Annotated in this window: 13 protein-coding genes; 2 read left to right on the top strand and 11 right to left on the bottom strand. The window is 44.5% G+C overall.

The window, feature by feature from the left end:
• Positions 1–10: 10 nt before the first annotated feature.
• The 10 genes from LT679_RS01230 to LT679_RS01185 form a co-directional block, all read right to left on the bottom strand.
• Positions 11–1,918 (bottom strand): 7TMR-DISM family protein, encoded by a 1,908-nt coding sequence (locus LT679_RS01230; protein WP_232175079.1) that lies wholly within the window; start codon positions 1,916–1,918, stop codon positions 11–13.
• 102 nt (positions 1,919–2,020) lie between these two features.
• Entirely contained in the window at positions 2,021–3,250 is a 1,230-nt protein-coding gene (locus tag LT679_RS01225) for a glycoside hydrolase family 5 protein (protein WP_232175078.1), read from the bottom strand.
• 50 nt (positions 3,251–3,300) lie between these two features.
• Positions 3,301–4,536: a multiheme c-type cytochrome gene (locus tag LT679_RS01220; protein WP_232175077.1), complete on the bottom strand. Its 1,236-nt coding sequence runs from the start codon at positions 4,534–4,536 to the stop codon at positions 3,301–3,303.
• A 54-nt stretch (positions 4,537–4,590) separates the two neighbouring features.
• Positions 4,591–6,033 carry a glycoside hydrolase family 30 protein gene (locus LT679_RS01215; RefSeq protein ID WP_232175076.1) on the bottom strand — a complete coding sequence of 481 codons (1,443 nt, stop codon included), beginning with the start codon at positions 6,031–6,033 and terminating at the stop codon, positions 4,591–4,593.
• A 41-nt stretch (positions 6,034–6,074) separates the two neighbouring features.
• The gene (locus LT679_RS01210; RefSeq protein WP_232175075.1) at positions 6,075–7,532 is read right to left on the bottom strand and encodes a glycoside hydrolase family 30 protein; all 1,458 of its coding nucleotides are present in this window, start codon (positions 7,530–7,532) and stop codon (positions 6,075–6,077) included.
• Between the two features lie 125 nt (positions 7,533–7,657).
• Positions 7,658–8,518: a glycoside hydrolase family 16 protein gene (locus LT679_RS01205; protein WP_232175074.1), complete on the bottom strand. Its 861-nt coding sequence runs from the start codon at positions 8,516–8,518 to the stop codon at positions 7,658–7,660.
• 70 nt (positions 8,519–8,588) lie between these two features.
• The gene (locus tag LT679_RS01200) at positions 8,589–10,103 is read right to left on the bottom strand and encodes a RagB/SusD family nutrient uptake outer membrane protein (RefSeq protein WP_232175073.1); all 1,515 of its coding nucleotides are present in this window, start codon (positions 10,101–10,103) and stop codon (positions 8,589–8,591) included.
• A gap of 21 nt (positions 10,104–10,124) precedes the next feature.
• A complete protein-coding gene (locus LT679_RS01195) occupies positions 10,125–13,205 on the bottom strand; it encodes a SusC/RagA family TonB-linked outer membrane protein (RefSeq protein ID WP_232175072.1) in 3,081 nt (1,026 codons plus the stop codon).
• 479 nt (positions 13,206–13,684) lie between these two features.
• Complete coding sequence (locus tag LT679_RS01190) at positions 13,685–14,431, bottom strand: DUF481 domain-containing protein (RefSeq protein WP_232175071.1); 747 nt, start codon at positions 14,429–14,431, stop codon at positions 13,685–13,687.
• A gap of 93 nt (positions 14,432–14,524) precedes the next feature.
• Complete coding sequence (locus tag LT679_RS01185; RefSeq protein WP_232175070.1) at positions 14,525–15,370, bottom strand: aldo/keto reductase; 846 nt, start codon at positions 15,368–15,370, stop codon at positions 14,525–14,527.
• Between the two features lie 190 nt (positions 15,371–15,560).
• On the opposite strand from LT679_RS01185, the gene LT679_RS01180 reads away from it, so the two are divergent.
• Together LT679_RS01180 and LT679_RS01175 are read left to right on the top strand one after the other, a co-directional pair.
• Positions 15,561–16,703, top strand: a complete 1,143-nt coding sequence (locus tag LT679_RS01180) for a putative sensor domain DACNV-containing protein (protein ID WP_232175069.1) — start codon at positions 15,561–15,563, stop codon at positions 16,701–16,703.
• A gap of 22 nt (positions 16,704–16,725) precedes the next feature.
• Positions 16,726–16,956 carry a hypothetical protein gene (locus LT679_RS01175; protein ID WP_232175068.1) on the top strand — a complete coding sequence of 77 codons (231 nt, stop codon included), beginning with the start codon at positions 16,726–16,728 and terminating at the stop codon, positions 16,954–16,956.
• Positions 16,957–16,962: 6 nt separating this feature from the next.
• Here LT679_RS01175 and LT679_RS01170 read toward each other — a convergent pair whose 3' ends face one another.
• Positions 16,963–17,625, bottom strand: a complete 663-nt coding sequence (locus tag LT679_RS01170) for a YceH family protein (RefSeq protein ID WP_232175067.1) — start codon at positions 17,623–17,625, stop codon at positions 16,963–16,965.
• Positions 17,626–17,664 lie beyond the last annotated feature (39 nt).

Raw genomic sequence — 17,664 nt, 5'->3', positions numbered from 1 at the left:
CAAAACCCGCTTAATCATCATCCACATCAATTACCAACTTGCTCCAGCCTTTGTGGCCGGCGTTACGCAGTTCCTTCTTTTTTGTTTCCATCACCTTTTTTATGCGCGAACTATAGGCCCAGCAGGTGCTCTGCCTTATGTCCAGCACTTCAGATAGTTTGTGCGATGATATTTTGCCTTTGGTAGAGTACATCAAAAATATCATGTAAAAAGCCTTGTTGATAGGTATGCGGGTGTTTTGCAGAATGGTGTATGCGATAACAGATTCCTCATAACCACATTTCGAGCAACGCCTGCTGTACGGCAAGTGCCCGCCGCTGTAATGGGTATGTTCGCAGCGGCGACAAGCGTATCCTCTCTCCCACTTCAGCTTGGCTAAAAAACCGAAGCAGGTTTCGCGGTCGGGGTAAATGCGGCTGAACTCTTCAAAATCCACCTCGGCAGACATTACCCTGTCATGCGTTACCTTTTCAATATCATTATGCAGGGTGATGTTATCCTTTTCGAGCAGCACGTTTATGCGCGATATTTCTTCGGATTGCTCTTTCAGCAGCAGGTTCATGGCCTTTAGTTCATCGTTCTGCTGCTCTATCACTTCTGATTTTACAGATAGTTCGCGCGTGCGTTCCTGTACCTGGTGCTCTAACTGGCGGTTGATATTGTCCTTCAGTTCCTCATTCTGCTTCATCTGCCTGATAATGCGGCGCTGCACGTAATCTTTCTTCTTTTTCAAGGCGCGAACCTTTTCCGCGATAGCGAAAGAGATGAACAGCATCTCCATAATAAAGCAAAAGCTTAAACTGTAATGTGTAACCGGCCCAAATGGAAGCCATGGAACATCAAGTGCAATAAGTATTTTGATGATGAAACCAACGAACAGGAAGCTGTAGCCCACTACAAAAAAGCGCGCAGGCCAGTAACCCTTACGCATTACATAAAAGCCGGTATAGCAAGCCAGCAGCAGCGGAACGATCTCGATGATCTTATAGTTGAACCAGCTTTTATCGATCAGCAAACAACACAAAAAGAAAACCGAGCGCAGCGCTATCGCCCAAACAAATATTTTGTACATCTGCGGTGCGCGGGCCTTTACATGCAGCAGGCTCAGGGTGAATAACATACCTGACACGCTGGCGAAGTATAGGGCAATGCCGTAAGCATATTGGTTCCAGTGCGGGGAATTAGGCCATACGTACTGGTAGGCAATACCATCGGTACACATTTCGTAAAAGCCGATGCTCACATTATACATTACATAATACAGGTACTGTTTTTGCCTGATGGCGAAAAACATCATCAGGTTATATAACCCGAATACAGTAAGCATACCGTAAAACGCGCCGAAAAACAGGTACTCATCCAGCGCGTAATGAATAAACCAGCTTACCGAACGCAGCACCACAATAACGTTTACCGGCTGGTGCGATACAATACGAATGTAATAGGTTTGTGTACCATGCAGGTCGCTGCTAATGTTGTGCGTAAAGTTTTTATGGTGATACAGCCGCTCGTCAAAATGGTAGGCCGCGCCAAACGAGGTTTTTGTATAGCCACCCTCCTTGCGCGGTGAGTATACCGTGATGCTGTCAATGGTTTGATCCATAAATTCCAGCAGCCAGTTTTTGCGGGTGTTGTTTGTATTACTGATGCGAATGCGGTACCAGTAAGCCCAGCCCGATTCACCCGTTTTGGGGGAGGATAATTCGCTCGGCCTGAATTTTTGTGTGTATTGTTTGCTCAGCACCTGCCCAAACGTGAGCAAAGCGGTTGAGTCGGGCAGTGCTTGTATCTCATTAAAAGTAAAAAACCTTTGGTTTTCCTCGTCATTTAACAGCAGCGGCACCTGGGCCGAAACGCGCAGGCAAAACGGCATTAAAAACGCAATAAAGAATAAACTCTTTATCAAAGTTTTCGGCATAAAGGTCAGTTAAAAAGCTTAATTGGGCTTCGCTTAAAAGCGAAGCCTTGTTTATAATGGTTTACAATGCAAACATAGCTTTTTTATCGCCACAAAATAAAACTATTGGCCTGCGGTAAGTCCTAAAGCCTCAATGTAACCTTTGTTGGGCTTAGTGTTCACAAACTTGCTATTCTCCAATACCTTAAAAAGCACTTCCTTTAATTTCTTGCGATCTTCGGGTGTGGCTTTACGGATATCTTCAAAGGTCTGGCGGTTCTTCTCGGTATAATCAAACACCTTATCATAACCTTCAGGCTGCGCGAACGTGCGGAAACCGCGCTCATTATCCATTTTTTTGTAAGGCCAGTAATGCCAGCCAATGTTATTTTTCTCCAGCAGAATGCGGAAGTCGCGCACCCACTCATCAGTATTCTCGCCGGTTTCGCCAACGTAGATAGGCACATTGTATTTATCCCTGAAATCAATGTAATCTTTAATAACGTCGATAGTAGCCGGCGTCCAGTATTTATGAAAAGTGTATACCAGTTTACTATCAAACGGCTGCCCGAATGGTTTAAAGTTGCTGTCCCACTGCGCACCGCCTAAAAATATCAGATGGTTCTTGTCAACCGTGCGTACTGCCTGGGTAATTTCTTTATACAGGGGTTCCAGGTAAGGGTTCAGGCTGTCAACCTTAAAATAATGGGCGATAGGCTCGTTCAGCAAATCATACCCCAAAATAATGCTTTCATTTTTATAATGATCTGCTATCTGTTTCCAAATTTTGATTGTTAGCAGTTGGCTCGGCCTGCTTTCAAACAGGAAGGGGTAACCATAGCCATCGTCAATATTATCGCCGGTTTGGCCGCCGGGGGCACAGTGCATATCAAGTATTACGTATAAGTTTTCCTTTTTGCACCAGGCAATTACTTTATCCAGGTACTTGAAGCCACGGGTAGCGTCGTTATCGCCCATGTAATCCTCATTGGTAAACAGCTTATAGTTAAACGGTATGCGGATGGAGTTCATCCCCGTGGATTTCAGGTAATGAATATCCTCGGCGGTAATGTAGGTATCTAAAAACTGTTTCCAGAAAACACGCATATCATCCGGACCGATGATCTCTGCAAAAGCCTGGTTAATCAGTTTAGGTGAGTTGATGCCCTTGAGCTTGAACATGTACCCCTCGGGCACCAGCCAGTTACCCAGGTTAGTACCTCGTATCAAAAATGGCTTGCCATCGGCACCTATGATCTCTTTGCCTTTAACAGAAATAAATTTACCCTGTGCATATGAGCTTACAGAAAATGACGCCATTACAATGGCCAAAATTGGTAATAGTTTCTTCATAAATAAGGTAGCTAATTGGTGCTTAAATATGTAAAATTTTTATCCGGATTTTAATTTTTATTTAAATACGACAACACTTTCTCTACTTCCTGCGGATATACCGCTATGCGGTGCGTACGCACAAAATAAGGGGCAGCCCTGCCCTGCGCTGATTGCACCGCTATAATAGTCGACGGACGTTGGGGCATATGGCAGTCCACACAATTATTTTTTATTGAAACACCTATTTTCGACGCCATTTTGCAAAAATTGTGTCCATCGGCTTTATGGCAGTTCATGCAGCGCTGCGAGTACAGGGCCACGTTGCCCCTATCTTTTACGTGGGTGTTGTGGCAGGTACCGCAATCCATTTTACTTTGAACATAGCATTTGCTGGCACCCAGCATCTGGCTTTGATTACCATGCACATCCAACTGGGTAGCATCGGCACGGACAGTTGGATAATATTCTGTTTCTAAAAAATTAGCCAGCGTGTCGCCGGGTTTAAAGGCAAACATCGGTCTCACCGGCATACTACCGTTGCCGGAGTGGCATGATGCGCACATATCTATTTTTTGCTGCCTCGACAATGAAGCATATTTGGCTATGTACCGCGCTTTTTTCTTTTCCGGATAATCGGTATGAAAATTAACGTGGTTAGCCGCCGGACCGTGGCAGCGTTCGCAATCAATACCATTAATCAGCGTGGCCTGATCAAACTTCACTACCGACGCCAGGCTTTGCTGAGGCGAGGGCAGTTGTTTGATGTATGAGCTATGGCACTCAAAGCAACGCTTGCCAATCATTCGCCCAAAATCAATACGGGTGGTATCATAACCCGGACTATTTGTCCAGTTGTGCAGGCGTTTAAAATACGATATGGGTAGCTGATAAGTGGTGCTATCCTTCCAGTACAAATAAGTTTCGGCCTTTACACCGCCAAAAACAATATCCATACGTTGCTCCTGTTGTTTTTTGCCATTAACATAACCCGCCTGATATAAGCCGCCGCTGCGCTTCTCCATCACTACCTTCAGGTTATCGTTAAAAGTAAAGCTGTTATGGCCCGCACTAAAATCGCCCTGAACGGTGCTGTCTGCCGCATCGCGCGTACTTTGAAAATGCGCCGTATGCAAATAGCTTTTATAAACATCGCTATGGCATTTTATGCAAGCCTTATCACCCGCGTACAAACTTCCACGCGGATCAGTATCTTCCTTATCAAACAAATTGCTGCATTGCGAAAAAATCAGGATGAGGGGCAACAGAAATATACCTGAAAAAAGAATGATCCTTTTACCCCTCATAGTTAATTGCGACAGACTGTTTATTACCGGTTGATATGATTATGGGTTTAACGGTTATTGCACCACCAGGGTTGTGATGGAATGCGGCAAACTTTTGGTTTTCGCGGCATTGCCTGCAATCCATAATTGGTATGGCAACTCCTCATCGCTCAAATTAAGTACTACAACCACCAACTTACCTTCCGGACTAACAAAGGCCGTAGTCTGCAATTTATCCCTGTTTGATGAACTGATGATGCGCTTAGCGCCCGGCTTAACAAATTTGGAGAAATGACCAATGTAATAGTATGAATTCATGTACGTAATCTCGGCAGTTTTGGTATTGGCGTGTACCGGCGCGTAACAAAAGTTACCTACGTGGTTAGGGCCGCCGGTTTGATCGAGAAATATATTCCAGTCCGTCCATCCTACTACACCATTATTAAAATCGTTCACCATTGATTTGCCGTACATTTCGCCCCATTGCCACTCGTTAATGCGCTCATTACTGTAGCGTTCACTGCAACCCTCGGTAAATATCAGGTTTTTATCAGGAAAGGCTTCTTTTACACGTTTTACGTTCTCAAAAACATCGTGCACATACCAATGGAAACCGGTACCCCAAATGTATTTTGCCGCTTGCGGGTCAGACAGGATGGTACTGGCACGCTGGTACAACAAATCGCGGTTATGGTCCCAAACGATCAGGTTTTTATTGGCCATGCCGTTTTTATGCAGTGTTGGCCCTAAAAAATTCTTTACAAAGTCGCGTTCCTCTTCGGCCGTGTATATGCAAGACTCCCAGGTTTGCTTGGCCATAGGCTCGTTTTGTACCGATAAGCCCCACACCGGGATGCCTTCTTTCTCGTAAGCGTTAATGAATTTTACATACATATTTGCCCAGGGCTGATAAAATTCCGCTTTGAGCTTACCGCCTTGCAGCATGCTGTTGTTATCCTTCATAAAAGCGGGCGGGCTCCACGGACTTACATACATGGTTAATTTACCGCCTGCTGCCGCGATAGCCTGCTTAATGAAAGGAATACGGTATTTTTTATCGTGTTGGATGCTAAAGGTTTTAAGCTCGGCATCACCTTCCTTAACATAAGTATAGCTACCGCTCGAAAAGTCACAGCTTTGAATATGCGTTCTGCCGATGGTATAGCCAATGCCTTTTTCAGTGTCGTAAAAATCGGTTAACAATTGCTGCTGCTTGTCTTTGGGCAACTTGTAAAAAGTTTCAGCGGAGGCATCGGTGAGGGCTGCCCCTATACCCAGTACAGACTGGAACGTTTTACCCGGATCGACGAATATGCAGGCCTCCGTTTCAAATGGCTGAGCGTTTGGGGTAAAATTCAGCGTTTCTGTTTCAGAAAGGCGAAGTTTGGTGTCCTTGGCTGTAGTATAAACTTTTACTGTTTTACCTGCGACCGGGGATGCCGCCGTTTGCGCCAAAGCCTGCTGCCATAACTGCTGCGATATCAGCAATACGGCGGCTAATTTGTGTATCTTATGCATGTAGTATATGTTTTGTAAACCTGAATAGCTTTTTTATTTATTTACCAGAGATAAGTGCCTACCGCGCCACCTGCAAGCGTACTGGCAGCCAGCTTATTGTTATACCTAATGTTAAATGTGAGCGTGCTGCCGGTATTATTAAGCACAATAAGTACCTTTTTACCTGAAGGCGTTTTGTAGGCAACGCTTTGCAGATCATTAACAGAGGTTGAGCCAATACGCACCGAGCCTGGTCTGACGAATTTTGATGCATGCGCCACGATGTAGTATGATACGTTGCGCGACACCGATGTACCCACCGTAATAGCTCCCTGGCAGGCATCGCAGCCGCCAACGGTATGCGGATCGAACTTAGGGTCAGACGCCAGGTTCCATTCTATTACATTGCGGCTCCAGTTGCGCATAGCACCAATGATGAGATTGCTGGTGTGCCATTTCAGGTCGCCATCAAAACTACCGTTACCAAAGGTGGCCTGCTCAGTAAAGTAAACATTCTTGTTTGGTGCAGCATCATGCACCGCACTCATGGCACTGATGTTACCGCCATACAGATGAAATGCCGAACCATCAATATACTTAGCCGCGGCGGCATCTCTTAAAATATCGGTAGCATATTCCGGATGATCGAGATTATGATCATAGATCAGTATTTTAGTATTTAGGCCTGCCGACTCAAAAGCAGGGCCCAGGTTATCGCGCACAAATATTTTTTGGTCGGCCGATGACATGAACATGCTCGGGTTATTGTAAGCATTCAACGGCTCGTTTTGCGGGGTAATGGCATCAATGGTAATACCCTCAGCCTTCATGGCGTTAATGTATTTTACAAAGTATTGCGCGTAAACGCCGTAATATTCCTTTTTGAGACTGCCACCATAGTAACCCTGGTTATCTTTCATCCAGGTTGGGGCTGTCCATGGGCTGGCCAATATCTTTATATTCGGATTAACCGCCAGTATCATTTTCAATACCGGTATCAAGTCCTTTTTTTCCATATCGATGCTGAACTGCTTTAGTTCAGTATCGCTTATACCCGTGGTAATTTCATCGTAAGTAAAAGGTACCGCGCTTAGGTCAGACGCGCCCAACGTTACCCGCAGGTAACTGATGCCAATGCCACCGCCGTCAGTGCCAAAAAGTTCCTGAATGAGGGCTGTTTTGTCCGTAGCGTTAAGTTGATTAATCAGCATAGCACTGCCGCCCGTAAGCGCGAAGCCAAAGCCATCCACACTTTGATAGGTTTGGGTGCTGTCTACTTCGATAGTGGCATTATTGTTAGTTTCCTGCTTAAATGCAATGGCTACATTTTGTTTGGCAAAGAGCGATGTTTTGTCGCCCTTGGTGAGCCAAAGTTCCACATCAGTTTTTACGGGTGTAATTGGTGGAGGAACAACCGGATCAACCGGATCAGGCTTTGACGTACCCGATTTGCTGCAACTTCCGGCTAAACCAGCCAGAAACAGTGTAGCATAAATTGAGCGTGTAATTTTTTTTTTCATAGGGGTTATTTATCAGGCAAATGGATTTTAAGGGCATAATGGTGGCCATTGTTACAGCTTAAGGGCTTTAACAAGATGACTTTTGATGATACTTATATTGAAATATTATGCGGTGGTGCGGCCGTCTATTTATCTATCATTTTGTAGAATCTTACATAATCAACCTGCATACTTGCCGGGAAAACAGTATCGTCAACTCCCTGTACGCCGCCCCAGTTACCGCCAACGGCTACGTTAAGCAACAGGTGAAACTTTTGATCGAACGGCCAGGTTGATGAGCCTTTGCCCTCATTTACAAAAGTGAATACCAACACATCATCATAATAACCACGTATAGCATAAGGAGTCCAGTCTACCCGGTATTTATGATAATCTGTTAGCGCCGTTTCAATCATCCGGCCCGATGTTTTTGAATTACCGGCATTATTAACCGAATTATGGACACTGAAGTGCACATTATTCGGATCGTAACCTACATGTTCCATTATATCAATCTCGCCTGATTTTGGCCAGCTGCCATATTTATAATCATCGGGCAGCATCCATATGGCTGGCCAGGTACCACGGCCGGCAGGTAACTTGGCACGAACCTCAACCCTACCATAGGTAATGCTGTGCTCAAACTTTGATACCATACGCGATGAAGTGTAATTCATGCCCTGCATAGCTTCTTTCTTTGCCGTTATGGTAAGTATGCCGTTTTTTATTGACGCGTTATTTTCCGTATCGGTATAATATTGCAGCTCGTTGTTACCCCAACCGCTGCCGCCGGTATCATACATCCATTTGGCATCGCTTGGCTTTCCGTCGGTGTCAAACTCATCTGCAAAGGATGGGGTGGTTTCAAATGCCCAACCCTTATCGGTAGGTGGCTCTGTTTTAACCGGCCCAATATTAGGTGCCGGATCGCTTTTTTTGCTACCGCAGGCAATCAGCACCAAACCCGTAACTGCACAAAGTAATATGGTAGTATTAATTTTTATCATACTTGTAATTCAATTAAATTATGAACCGCCCCTCGCGGGCGGTTCATACAACAACATGTGTGTTTATTAATTAATAACCTGGATTTTGCTTAAGTTGGGTATTCTGCATATCCTGTAACGGAATTGGCAAAATTTCGTGGGTACCTGCTTTAAAGCCTTTGCTTGCCAGTACAGTTGGCGCCTGCCCGGTACGCACCAGGTCAAACCAGCGGTGACCTTCGGTAGCCAGTTCTAAACGGCGCTCATTATAAACATTTTGCAAGGTTGCCGCTACCGGAGCCAGGCCTACACGCTCGCGCACCGCACTTAACAGCGCTAATGCACGTGCAGAACTACCACCACCTTGTAACAAAGCTTCAGCTTCCATCAAGTAGGTATCAGCCAGCCTGATCTCGATATAATTGTTCGGGAAGTTAAGCTCGGCAGTACCTGTTGGCGCTTTATACTTTTGCAACGGTGCATACTTTTGTATAAAGTAGCCGGTGTTTTGGTAGCTCGGCTCATAACGGGTACCGGTTGCCTTGGTCAAACTATCAATGTTAGCCACGGTATAACCATAACGCGGATCGGGTTTCATGGCGGTAGCCAAACCGGTTGTTACCGGGCTAAAGCCCCAACCACCCCAATAAATAGGGCCGTTATAACCACGCGGACCAACCATTTGCACGTAAACGTTTGATTTAAACTGGTTCCAGTTGTTCCAGCTGTAACTTTGAGAGCCGGTAAAGTTCAACTCGAATATAGATTCGCTGTTGAATTTATTATCCGGGCTGAATATCTGGCCAAAGTTACTCTGCAATTTGTAGCCATAAGTACCGGTTGTACCGCCAGGTGTGCTACCGTTAACCTGCGCAAGTTGCGCGGCGGCTTCAGTCCACTTCTTCTCGTACAAATAAACCTTGCCCAGTAGCGCAATACCCGCGCCTTTAGTAACACGGCCATTTTCTGACGCGGCTACGGTAACCGGCAAATCAGGGATCGCAGCATTCAGGTCATCCTCTATCTGTTTGTATACTGCTTCGGGTGCTGCCTGTGGCTGATTATAAACATCCTGCGGCGGAAGTGGCTGCAATATCATCGGAATATTTTTAAACAAACGCACAAGCCAGAAATAATAATATGCGCGCAAAAATTTCACTTCAGCTGTGTAACGCTTCTTATCGTTCTCATTTAAAAAAGTAGCCGGTGCCATTTTTGACAGGATAGTATTGCAACGGCTCACACCCCTGTAGTTGCGCCCCCAATATTCGCCTTGCGGACCAACTGCCGGAGTTAAAGAGTAATTATTCCAGGCTTGCCAGGTGTTCATATCCGTTGGGCCTCCACCACCGGCAACACAATCGTCTGATGCGGCATTCAGCGGGCCAAGCGGACCCGAGTAAGTGTTATTTAAACCACCTGTTTCGGTTACTAATGGGTCATAAGCCGCAACTACACCGGTAAATATTTCGTCGGGCGTGCTGTAATAATTTGCCTCGAGCGTTTGCCCGGATGGTGTAGTTTCTAAATATGATTTTTTACATGATGCAAATCCGGCTATTCCCAACATTACTACCGAGCCGTATATGATATATTTTCTTTTCATGACAATTAATTTGAATTCAATTTATAGTGTAAAATCTAAACCAACCATAAAGGTGCGCGCCTGAGGATAGATACCGCGGTCAACACTGCCTGCAATTTCCGGGTCAAAACCATCATACTTGGTAATGGTAACCAGGTTGTTGCTGCTAACAAATATCCTTGCCCTTTTAACATCAATCTTATTCAGTATTGATGCCGGTAAAGTGTAGCCAAACTGCAACGTTTTAATACGGAAGTAAGCGCCGCTTTGCAGATAGAAGTTAGATGGGTTTTTGAAGTTGTTATTCGGGTCGAGATCGCTTAAACGCGGATAGTTGCTATCTGAGTTTTGAGGCGTCCACGCGTCAAGTGCAGCACTTGAGTAATTGGCTGTGGCTATATCTAACCTGCGATAGCCCTGGAACAATTTGTTGCCCCATGCGCCCTGACCAAATAACAAGAAGTCAAAGTCTTTGTAATTGGCACGCAGATTTACACCATAAGTCCATTTTGGCAATTGGTTACCTAAGAATGTACGGTCGCCTTCGTCAATAACACCGTTGCCATTGTTATCAGCCCATTTAAAATCGCCGGGTTTTGCGTTTGGTTGAATTTTGGTACCGTTGCGGGTATAAGCGTCAATCTCGGCCTGAGATTTGAATGTCCCTAACTCCTGGAAACCATAGAAAGATGCAACCGGTTGGCCGGTTTGCGTACGGAACAATGGATAACTTGAAGCCTGGAACGATCCACCATCAATAAACGGCCTTGAACCCAGGAAGGTAACTTCGTTTTTGTTATAAGCGATGTTACCGCTTAAGTTATATTTAAAATCGCCTGAATTACCATTATAACCCAGTTCTACCTCAACACCCTTGTTTTCCAGATCGCCGATGTTGTCAAAAAAGTCACCGTCGAACCCTGCATAACCTGGTAAGCGGAAGCTTTGAAGCATACCTGAGGTAAGTTTACGGTATACATCAATAGTCAAGTTTACGTTTTTAAATAAAACCGCGTCAATACCGATATCTGCAGTCTTTGTTGCTTCCCAACGTAAATTCCGATTCTCCGGACCCAATGGTGCGTTACCAATTACCAGACCACCTGGCCCAAATACCGCGTTACGGCCACCGCCAACCACTGATGTGTATTGGAAGAAGTCGAGCGAAAGTTCATTACCGACCTCGCCATATGAAGCGCGTAGTTTCAGGAAGTCAACAAAAGAATTTTTTGGAAAGAAATTTTCACGCGAGGCAACCCAACCAACCTGTGCGGAAGGGAAAGTACCATAAACGTAGTTTGAGCCAAATTTTGATGAACCATCGCGACGAATAATACCTGTAAACAAGTATTTTTCATCGTAACTATAATTTAAACGGCCAAATAGTGAGGTTAAATGATAAGGCTGATTATCATAGGCACCACCGATACGATTTTCGTTAGGCAATGCGTAATTGAAAGATAGTTTGCGGTAATCGTCAACCGGGATGTTATTGAAAGTAGCATTTAAACCCACCTCATTTTGTCCTTGCGCGCTGGTACCAATAAGGCCGGTAAAATCATGTAAACCTACCTGGCGATTGTATGAAATGGTATTCTCCCAGTTCCAGGTCAAGTTGCGGTTACTGCCTCTGAAAGCACTGCGGTTAGTAGTATTGTTGTTTTGGGTAGTTAAGTAATAAAGCGGCGTGTATGATTGGCTGCCCCAAAACGCTTGCTTACCGTTAATCTGCGATTTAATTTTCAACCCTCTGATTGGTTGAATTTCAACAAACACGTTACCCAATAAGTTGTGAGACCATCCGTAGTTTCCACGTTGAGTTTCCAGGTAAGCCAATGGGTTGCTCATCTCCTGCCCTACATATTTTGATATTGCATAAGGCCTGCCTTGGGCATCACGCACAACCGGTTTGTCTGTGTATGGTGAACTGTTCAGGTCTTCCTGAGCCGCAAGTATCGGCGTGATTGGATCCAGGTTAAGCGATGAACTTAACGGGCCACCAAATTCATTATTAGTGCTGAAGTTACTCTGATTACGAGTATAAGTATAACCGAAGGTTTGACCAATATTTAACCATTTTTTTGGCTGAAAGCTCGTGTTAGCGGTAAAGTTATACTTTTTAAAGTTTGATATATCAGAGAAAACAATACCCTGCTGATTTAAATATCCGAAGGACAAATAGTATTTGTTTAACTCTGTACCGCCCTGAATTGAGAGGTTATGGTTTTGTATTGCAGCACTTTCACCTAACACAATGTCCTGCCAGTTAGTTCCCTCGCCAAATTGTGCCGGGTTGGCAAATGGCGCAGTACCGCCATCATTGGTAACAGCCTGGTTACGCAAGGTAGCGTATTGCGTAGCGTTTACCACATCAAATTGTTTGGTAGCTTTTTGTGTACCGAAATAGCCATTGTATGACAATTGCGGTGCACCACTTTTACCCTTTTTTGTGGTTACTAATACTACACCGTTTGATGAACGCGAACCGTAAATAGCAGCAGATGCATCCTTCAGCACCTCTATTGACTCTATATCATTTGGATTTAAGTTCTCAAGACCACCGTTCTGGCTTATAATACCATCAATAACGTAAAGCGGGTTTGAATTATTGATTGAAGTAATACCGCGTACACGAATAATAGGCGCTGCGTTTGGTGCACCCGAGCCGGCTACTACTACAACGCCGGAAGTACGGCCTTGTAAAGCCTGGTCAAAACGGGTTACCTGCTGGTTTTCAAGGTCGCGGCCGCTTACATGGGCAATTGCGCCGGTTACTACGCTTTTCTTTTGCGTACCGTAACCTACCACTACTACTTCGTTCAGGCTTCTAACGCCTTCGGTTAAGGTAACATTTAGTTCAGAGCGAGATGATACGCTGATCTCCTGTGTGTCATAACCTATGTATGAAAATATAAGTGTTGCGTTGGGCGCAGCGCTTAAGGTGTAATTACCGCCCACATCAGTAAGCGTGCCTGTTTGTGTACCTTTAACGGTTACCGATACGCCGGGCAACGGCTGCGAATTCTGATCAACCACCTTACCCCTAACGGTAGCGTTTTGGGCCATGGCTGCTGTAACTCCGGCAATAAGCAGGAATAATAAAAAAGTAAGTTTTTTTCTCATGGATGATTAGTTAATAATTGTTGGATTTGGAATAAGCTGGCATCAAAACTGATGCATTTAAAAGTTTGGCGCATTAGCCATAGGCAAGCCGCAGGTACAATTGAGTGCACATCATAATTGGTTTATAAAAGTTAAATGGCAGGCGTTGTATAATTGGTTTTTCGCAACGCTTAACGGTTCAAATTTATCGAAGAGTTGAATAAAAAAACAAATAATTTTTTCATAAATAACTGATTTTTAGTTGTTTATGATGATTTTGAAACGCTTCAATAACAAGTAAAGCATTAGCTATGTATGCTTATTATCAGTGTAAAACGTAAAATAAGACGCTTTAAATTTTAAATTTTGATACGCTTTATTCCAGTACAGATTGCAGCCATTATTGAGGCATAAAAAACACTGTTTTGAGCAATTTTTGATGTAATGTTTTTTTGACATTTAATGCGTTTTCTGCGCAGAAATGGACTTTTTGTGTTAAATTATTTAAAGTACCTTTCAAGTGTCAACCCATAAGTAAACAGCAAATTTTCACTCTTTGTACGGTTTTGGCGGTTATAGCTGAGCGCTGTTGTTAATGCCAGCCATTTGTTCACTTTGAACGATAACGAGCTGTTAGATCGGATGATATAGTCGTCGCCATTATTGAATGAATTCTGCAAAAAGCTGCTACTCTCCAGCACAATTAACTTATTGATTGTAAACTTAAATGCAAGCCTGAGCGAGTTTCGGTAGGTATGATAATCCTCCCGCGTAGTATCATTTAGCATCAGGTCACTTTTATCATATAAAATACCATTGCTTAAGTTAAGCCAGGCGTTCGGCTTGTCAACAATGTTATACGCAATACCTACGCCTGCAAGTAATTGATTATTTATCTTCAGGGAATAACTGGTATTATAATTAGCCAATCCCCAATAAAAAAAGTGCGGAAAGGTTTTATACAAATTAAAATCTAAAGCGGTTGAAAAATCATTATTAGTCAGCGCGTCCCGCTGTCGGCCGTATATCCATGCGTTACTAAAATTTAGCGATATAGCTTTCTTTTTTATACCTATGCCGGCACTATTGTTAAGCAGGTACGCGGTGCCATCGCCCGTTTTATTGATGGAGCCTGAGGAAGTATAATTAACACGGTAGTGCGTACTGTCGGTAAACTGGGCCAGGGCTTTACCCGTGTATAATAGCGGCATCAGCGCCAGGCAAAGTGCTATTGTATTTATTCGCATAAGTTATAAAACACAATTAGCACCCAAAAAAAGTTTGTAACAACAAAGGCGCACCGGTTGAGTGCGCCTCGTTATAGTATATCGCTAAACAGCTTATGCCGACAATTGCTCAAACTCTTCTTCGGTTAGCTCAATGTGTGCAGCTTTTAAATTTTCAGTAAGATGGCTTACTGATTTAGTGCCGGGTATAAGCAAAATATTATCGGCACGTTTAAGCAGCCATGCCAGCGCAACCTGTGCAGTTGTTGCTTCGTATTTTGCGGCTATCTTTTCAATCTTTTCGGCCAATGTGTGCGGACCAGAAGCCAGCGGATACCACGGGATAAAGGCAAGGTTGTTCTGCGTGGTGTAATCCAACACATCTTCCCACTTACGTTCGCCGAGGTTATACAGGTTTTGTACAGATACTATTGGCAATACCTTTTGCACACGCTCAATATCAGCTATGCCCACCTCAGATAAGCCTACATGCTTAATTTTGCCTGCCTTTACGGCATCAACCACAGGTGCAAGCGTTTCTTCAACCGGCACTTTTGGGTCAATCCGGTGTAACTGCCAAAGGTCTATCGTGTCAACTTTCAAGCGTTTTAAACTGCCCTCGATATTTTCAGCAATAAATTCCGGCTTACCGTTTGGCACCCAATTGTTAGGCCCCGGGCGGTTAAAGCCACCTTTTGTAGCAATCACCAAACCTTGCTTGTACGGATGCAGGGCATCAGCTATGAGGCTTTCGTTATAGTGCGGACCGTAAGCATCTGCTGTATCAATAAAATTAACGCCTTGCTCAACTGCTGATTGTAGTACTTTAATAGCATTATCCCTATCAGCTACCTCGCCAAATACACCGTTACCGGTTAATTGCATTGCGCCATAACCTAAACGGTTAATTTGCAGATCGCCGCCCAAGTTATAGGTCAGGCTTGTTGTTTCGTTTGTCATGTTTAGTTGTATTTATTTTTGTACTGGTAACAACATTTATCGTACCATGTGTTAACCTTATCCGGCGGCTTAGTGCATTTGATATTGCCATGACGGAACCGGACTTGTGTTTACTTTTTTTATACATTATACAAACCGCATTGCCATGCATTTATGTTAGTTTTGCAGATACACCGATCACCTTTAGGCTATGCTTTCAGAACCTACATATCTTGCTGCGCGCATGGTTGCTGCAACCATTGAAGCGCATTTTGATAAACATATACACGCCGCCAAAATATCAGGCGAACCGAACGTAGCTATCAATCCCGGCAGCAGGATAATTGAGGCAGTTATCGATGTAGCTTTCTGGTCGAGCCTACGCCGTGAGGAAGGCCGTCCGCCTAAAATATCGTTAGCCCTGCTACACCCAAAGCAGTGCGATCAGCCCTTAATGTTTGGTAAACCGCTACGCCTTACCCCGCAAACATTAATAAAACTTGCCCCGGCTGTTGAGCAACCCGGCATACATCTGGGTGTTTGGTTTGATGACGACGATATTTACATATGGGGTACAACACATGTAATACCAGGTATTTGCTTTGTGCTTGAAGTGGCTGAACCCGGCCTGCTGGTTATTAAACACAAGCGTGTAGATGGCTTCGGTAAGTTTGTTAACGTTGCCGTATTAAAAGGCGACGACATTAAAATGATTGATGAGGAGAGTTCGGGTTTAAATGGCTGCCCGCAATTACTAAAATCGTTATTAGGATTACCGCTACCCTACCGCACCGGCAAAAGTGTAAATATTTTGGTGCAATTGGCCGCTGTTATGCGCCTGCACGGTAGGGGTGGTATTGTGCTTGTTGTTCCGCCGGGAACTGATAAATGGCGAGAATCCATCGTGCAGCCGGTAACCTATCCGGTTGAGCCTGCTTACGCTGTTATCAACGAGTTGATGCTGCGCGAGGAGGAAGACGGTGATACACTGGAGTGGCAGGAAGCCGTATTACAGGCCGTGCAGCTAATTGGCGGCTTTACTTCTGTTGATGGCGCTACCGTTATTACACAAAACCATGAACTGCTGGCATTTGGCGCTAAAATATCGCGTTCAGAAAACAGCATACCTATTGAGCAGATCATTTTAAGCGAACCAGTGGTTGATGGCAAGGCCGAACGCAGGCATCCTACACAAACAGGAGGTACAAGGCACCTTTCCGCGGCCCAGTTTGTGTACGATCAGCACGATGCGATAGCCTTGGTTGCGTCGCAGGATGGGCATTTTACGATATTCTCGTGGTCTGAAGATCTGAACCTGGTGCACGCCCATCGCATAGATATCCTCCTATTATAATTACTGTTGCTATATTTGGCCAATGAGTAAAGATCCGTTAAGTGCTTCGCTGTTTGAGATGCGACTGGTAGAGATACACCGCAAGCACCCCTGGCTAAAATATGACATTACCGAGGCAGATTTTGTAGCGCTCTTCTTTCCTTTGAAATACAAGAACAGCATACCCATCAGGCCTGATCAACCACCAGAGTTTCCTCTGGAGAGAAGCATTTATTTATCTGTTTTAGTGGCCTTCAAACAATCATTCACCTGATGGTTGTTAGCCCATCAGTTCTTTCATTAACTTATTAAAGTTTTCCTTTAGCTCGGCAAGTTCCTGTTCAAGGGCGGTAACCCGGGCTTCTAATACTCCGGATGATGATGAACGTACCGAAGCCGAGGCATCTGCTTCATCATAAGCGTTAACGTCGATTTCGCCTCCTAATAAATGAGCATAACGCACTTCTTTTTGGCCGGGGCGTTTAGGTAATTGCTGTATGTAAATAATATCGCCTGATGAAAGTTTATCCAGGATTTCCTGCACTTCTTCCAACGATTCGAACTCGTACATACGGCCTGCATTGGTGTTGATCTCGCCCGGCGTTTGCGGGCCACGTAAAATCAGCAAGCCTATAACAACTATCTCGGCGGGCACTAAGGGATACATAACCGCGAAATTATGCTTGTATTTTGTGGCCCGGCTTGATCCACCAACTACGGTTGCCATAAGTCCACGCTTTTTTAAAGTATCAAGCGCTGTTATTACCGTTTGCTCGTCATACTCGACAACCGGTTTACGGGCGGTTTTTTGGTTGCAGGCAGTTGTAAGGCTGTTAAGCGTTAACGGATAATACTCCGGTGTAGTGCGCGATTTTTCAATTAAAGCGCCTAATACCCGCAGTTCGGTATCAGACAAAACAGGTAAAGTTTGCGGTTGCTCCATGGTTCAAATATAATAAAGCCGTACAAAGTGTATGAATAA

It is taken from the genome of Mucilaginibacter roseus (genome assembly GCF_021215455.1).
Taxonomy (GTDB): domain Bacteria; phylum Bacteroidota; class Bacteroidia; order Sphingobacteriales; family Sphingobacteriaceae; genus Mucilaginibacter; species Mucilaginibacter roseus.
Note: the sequence above shows the minus strand (reverse complement) of the source record. Positions and strands in the feature narration are given on the sequence as shown.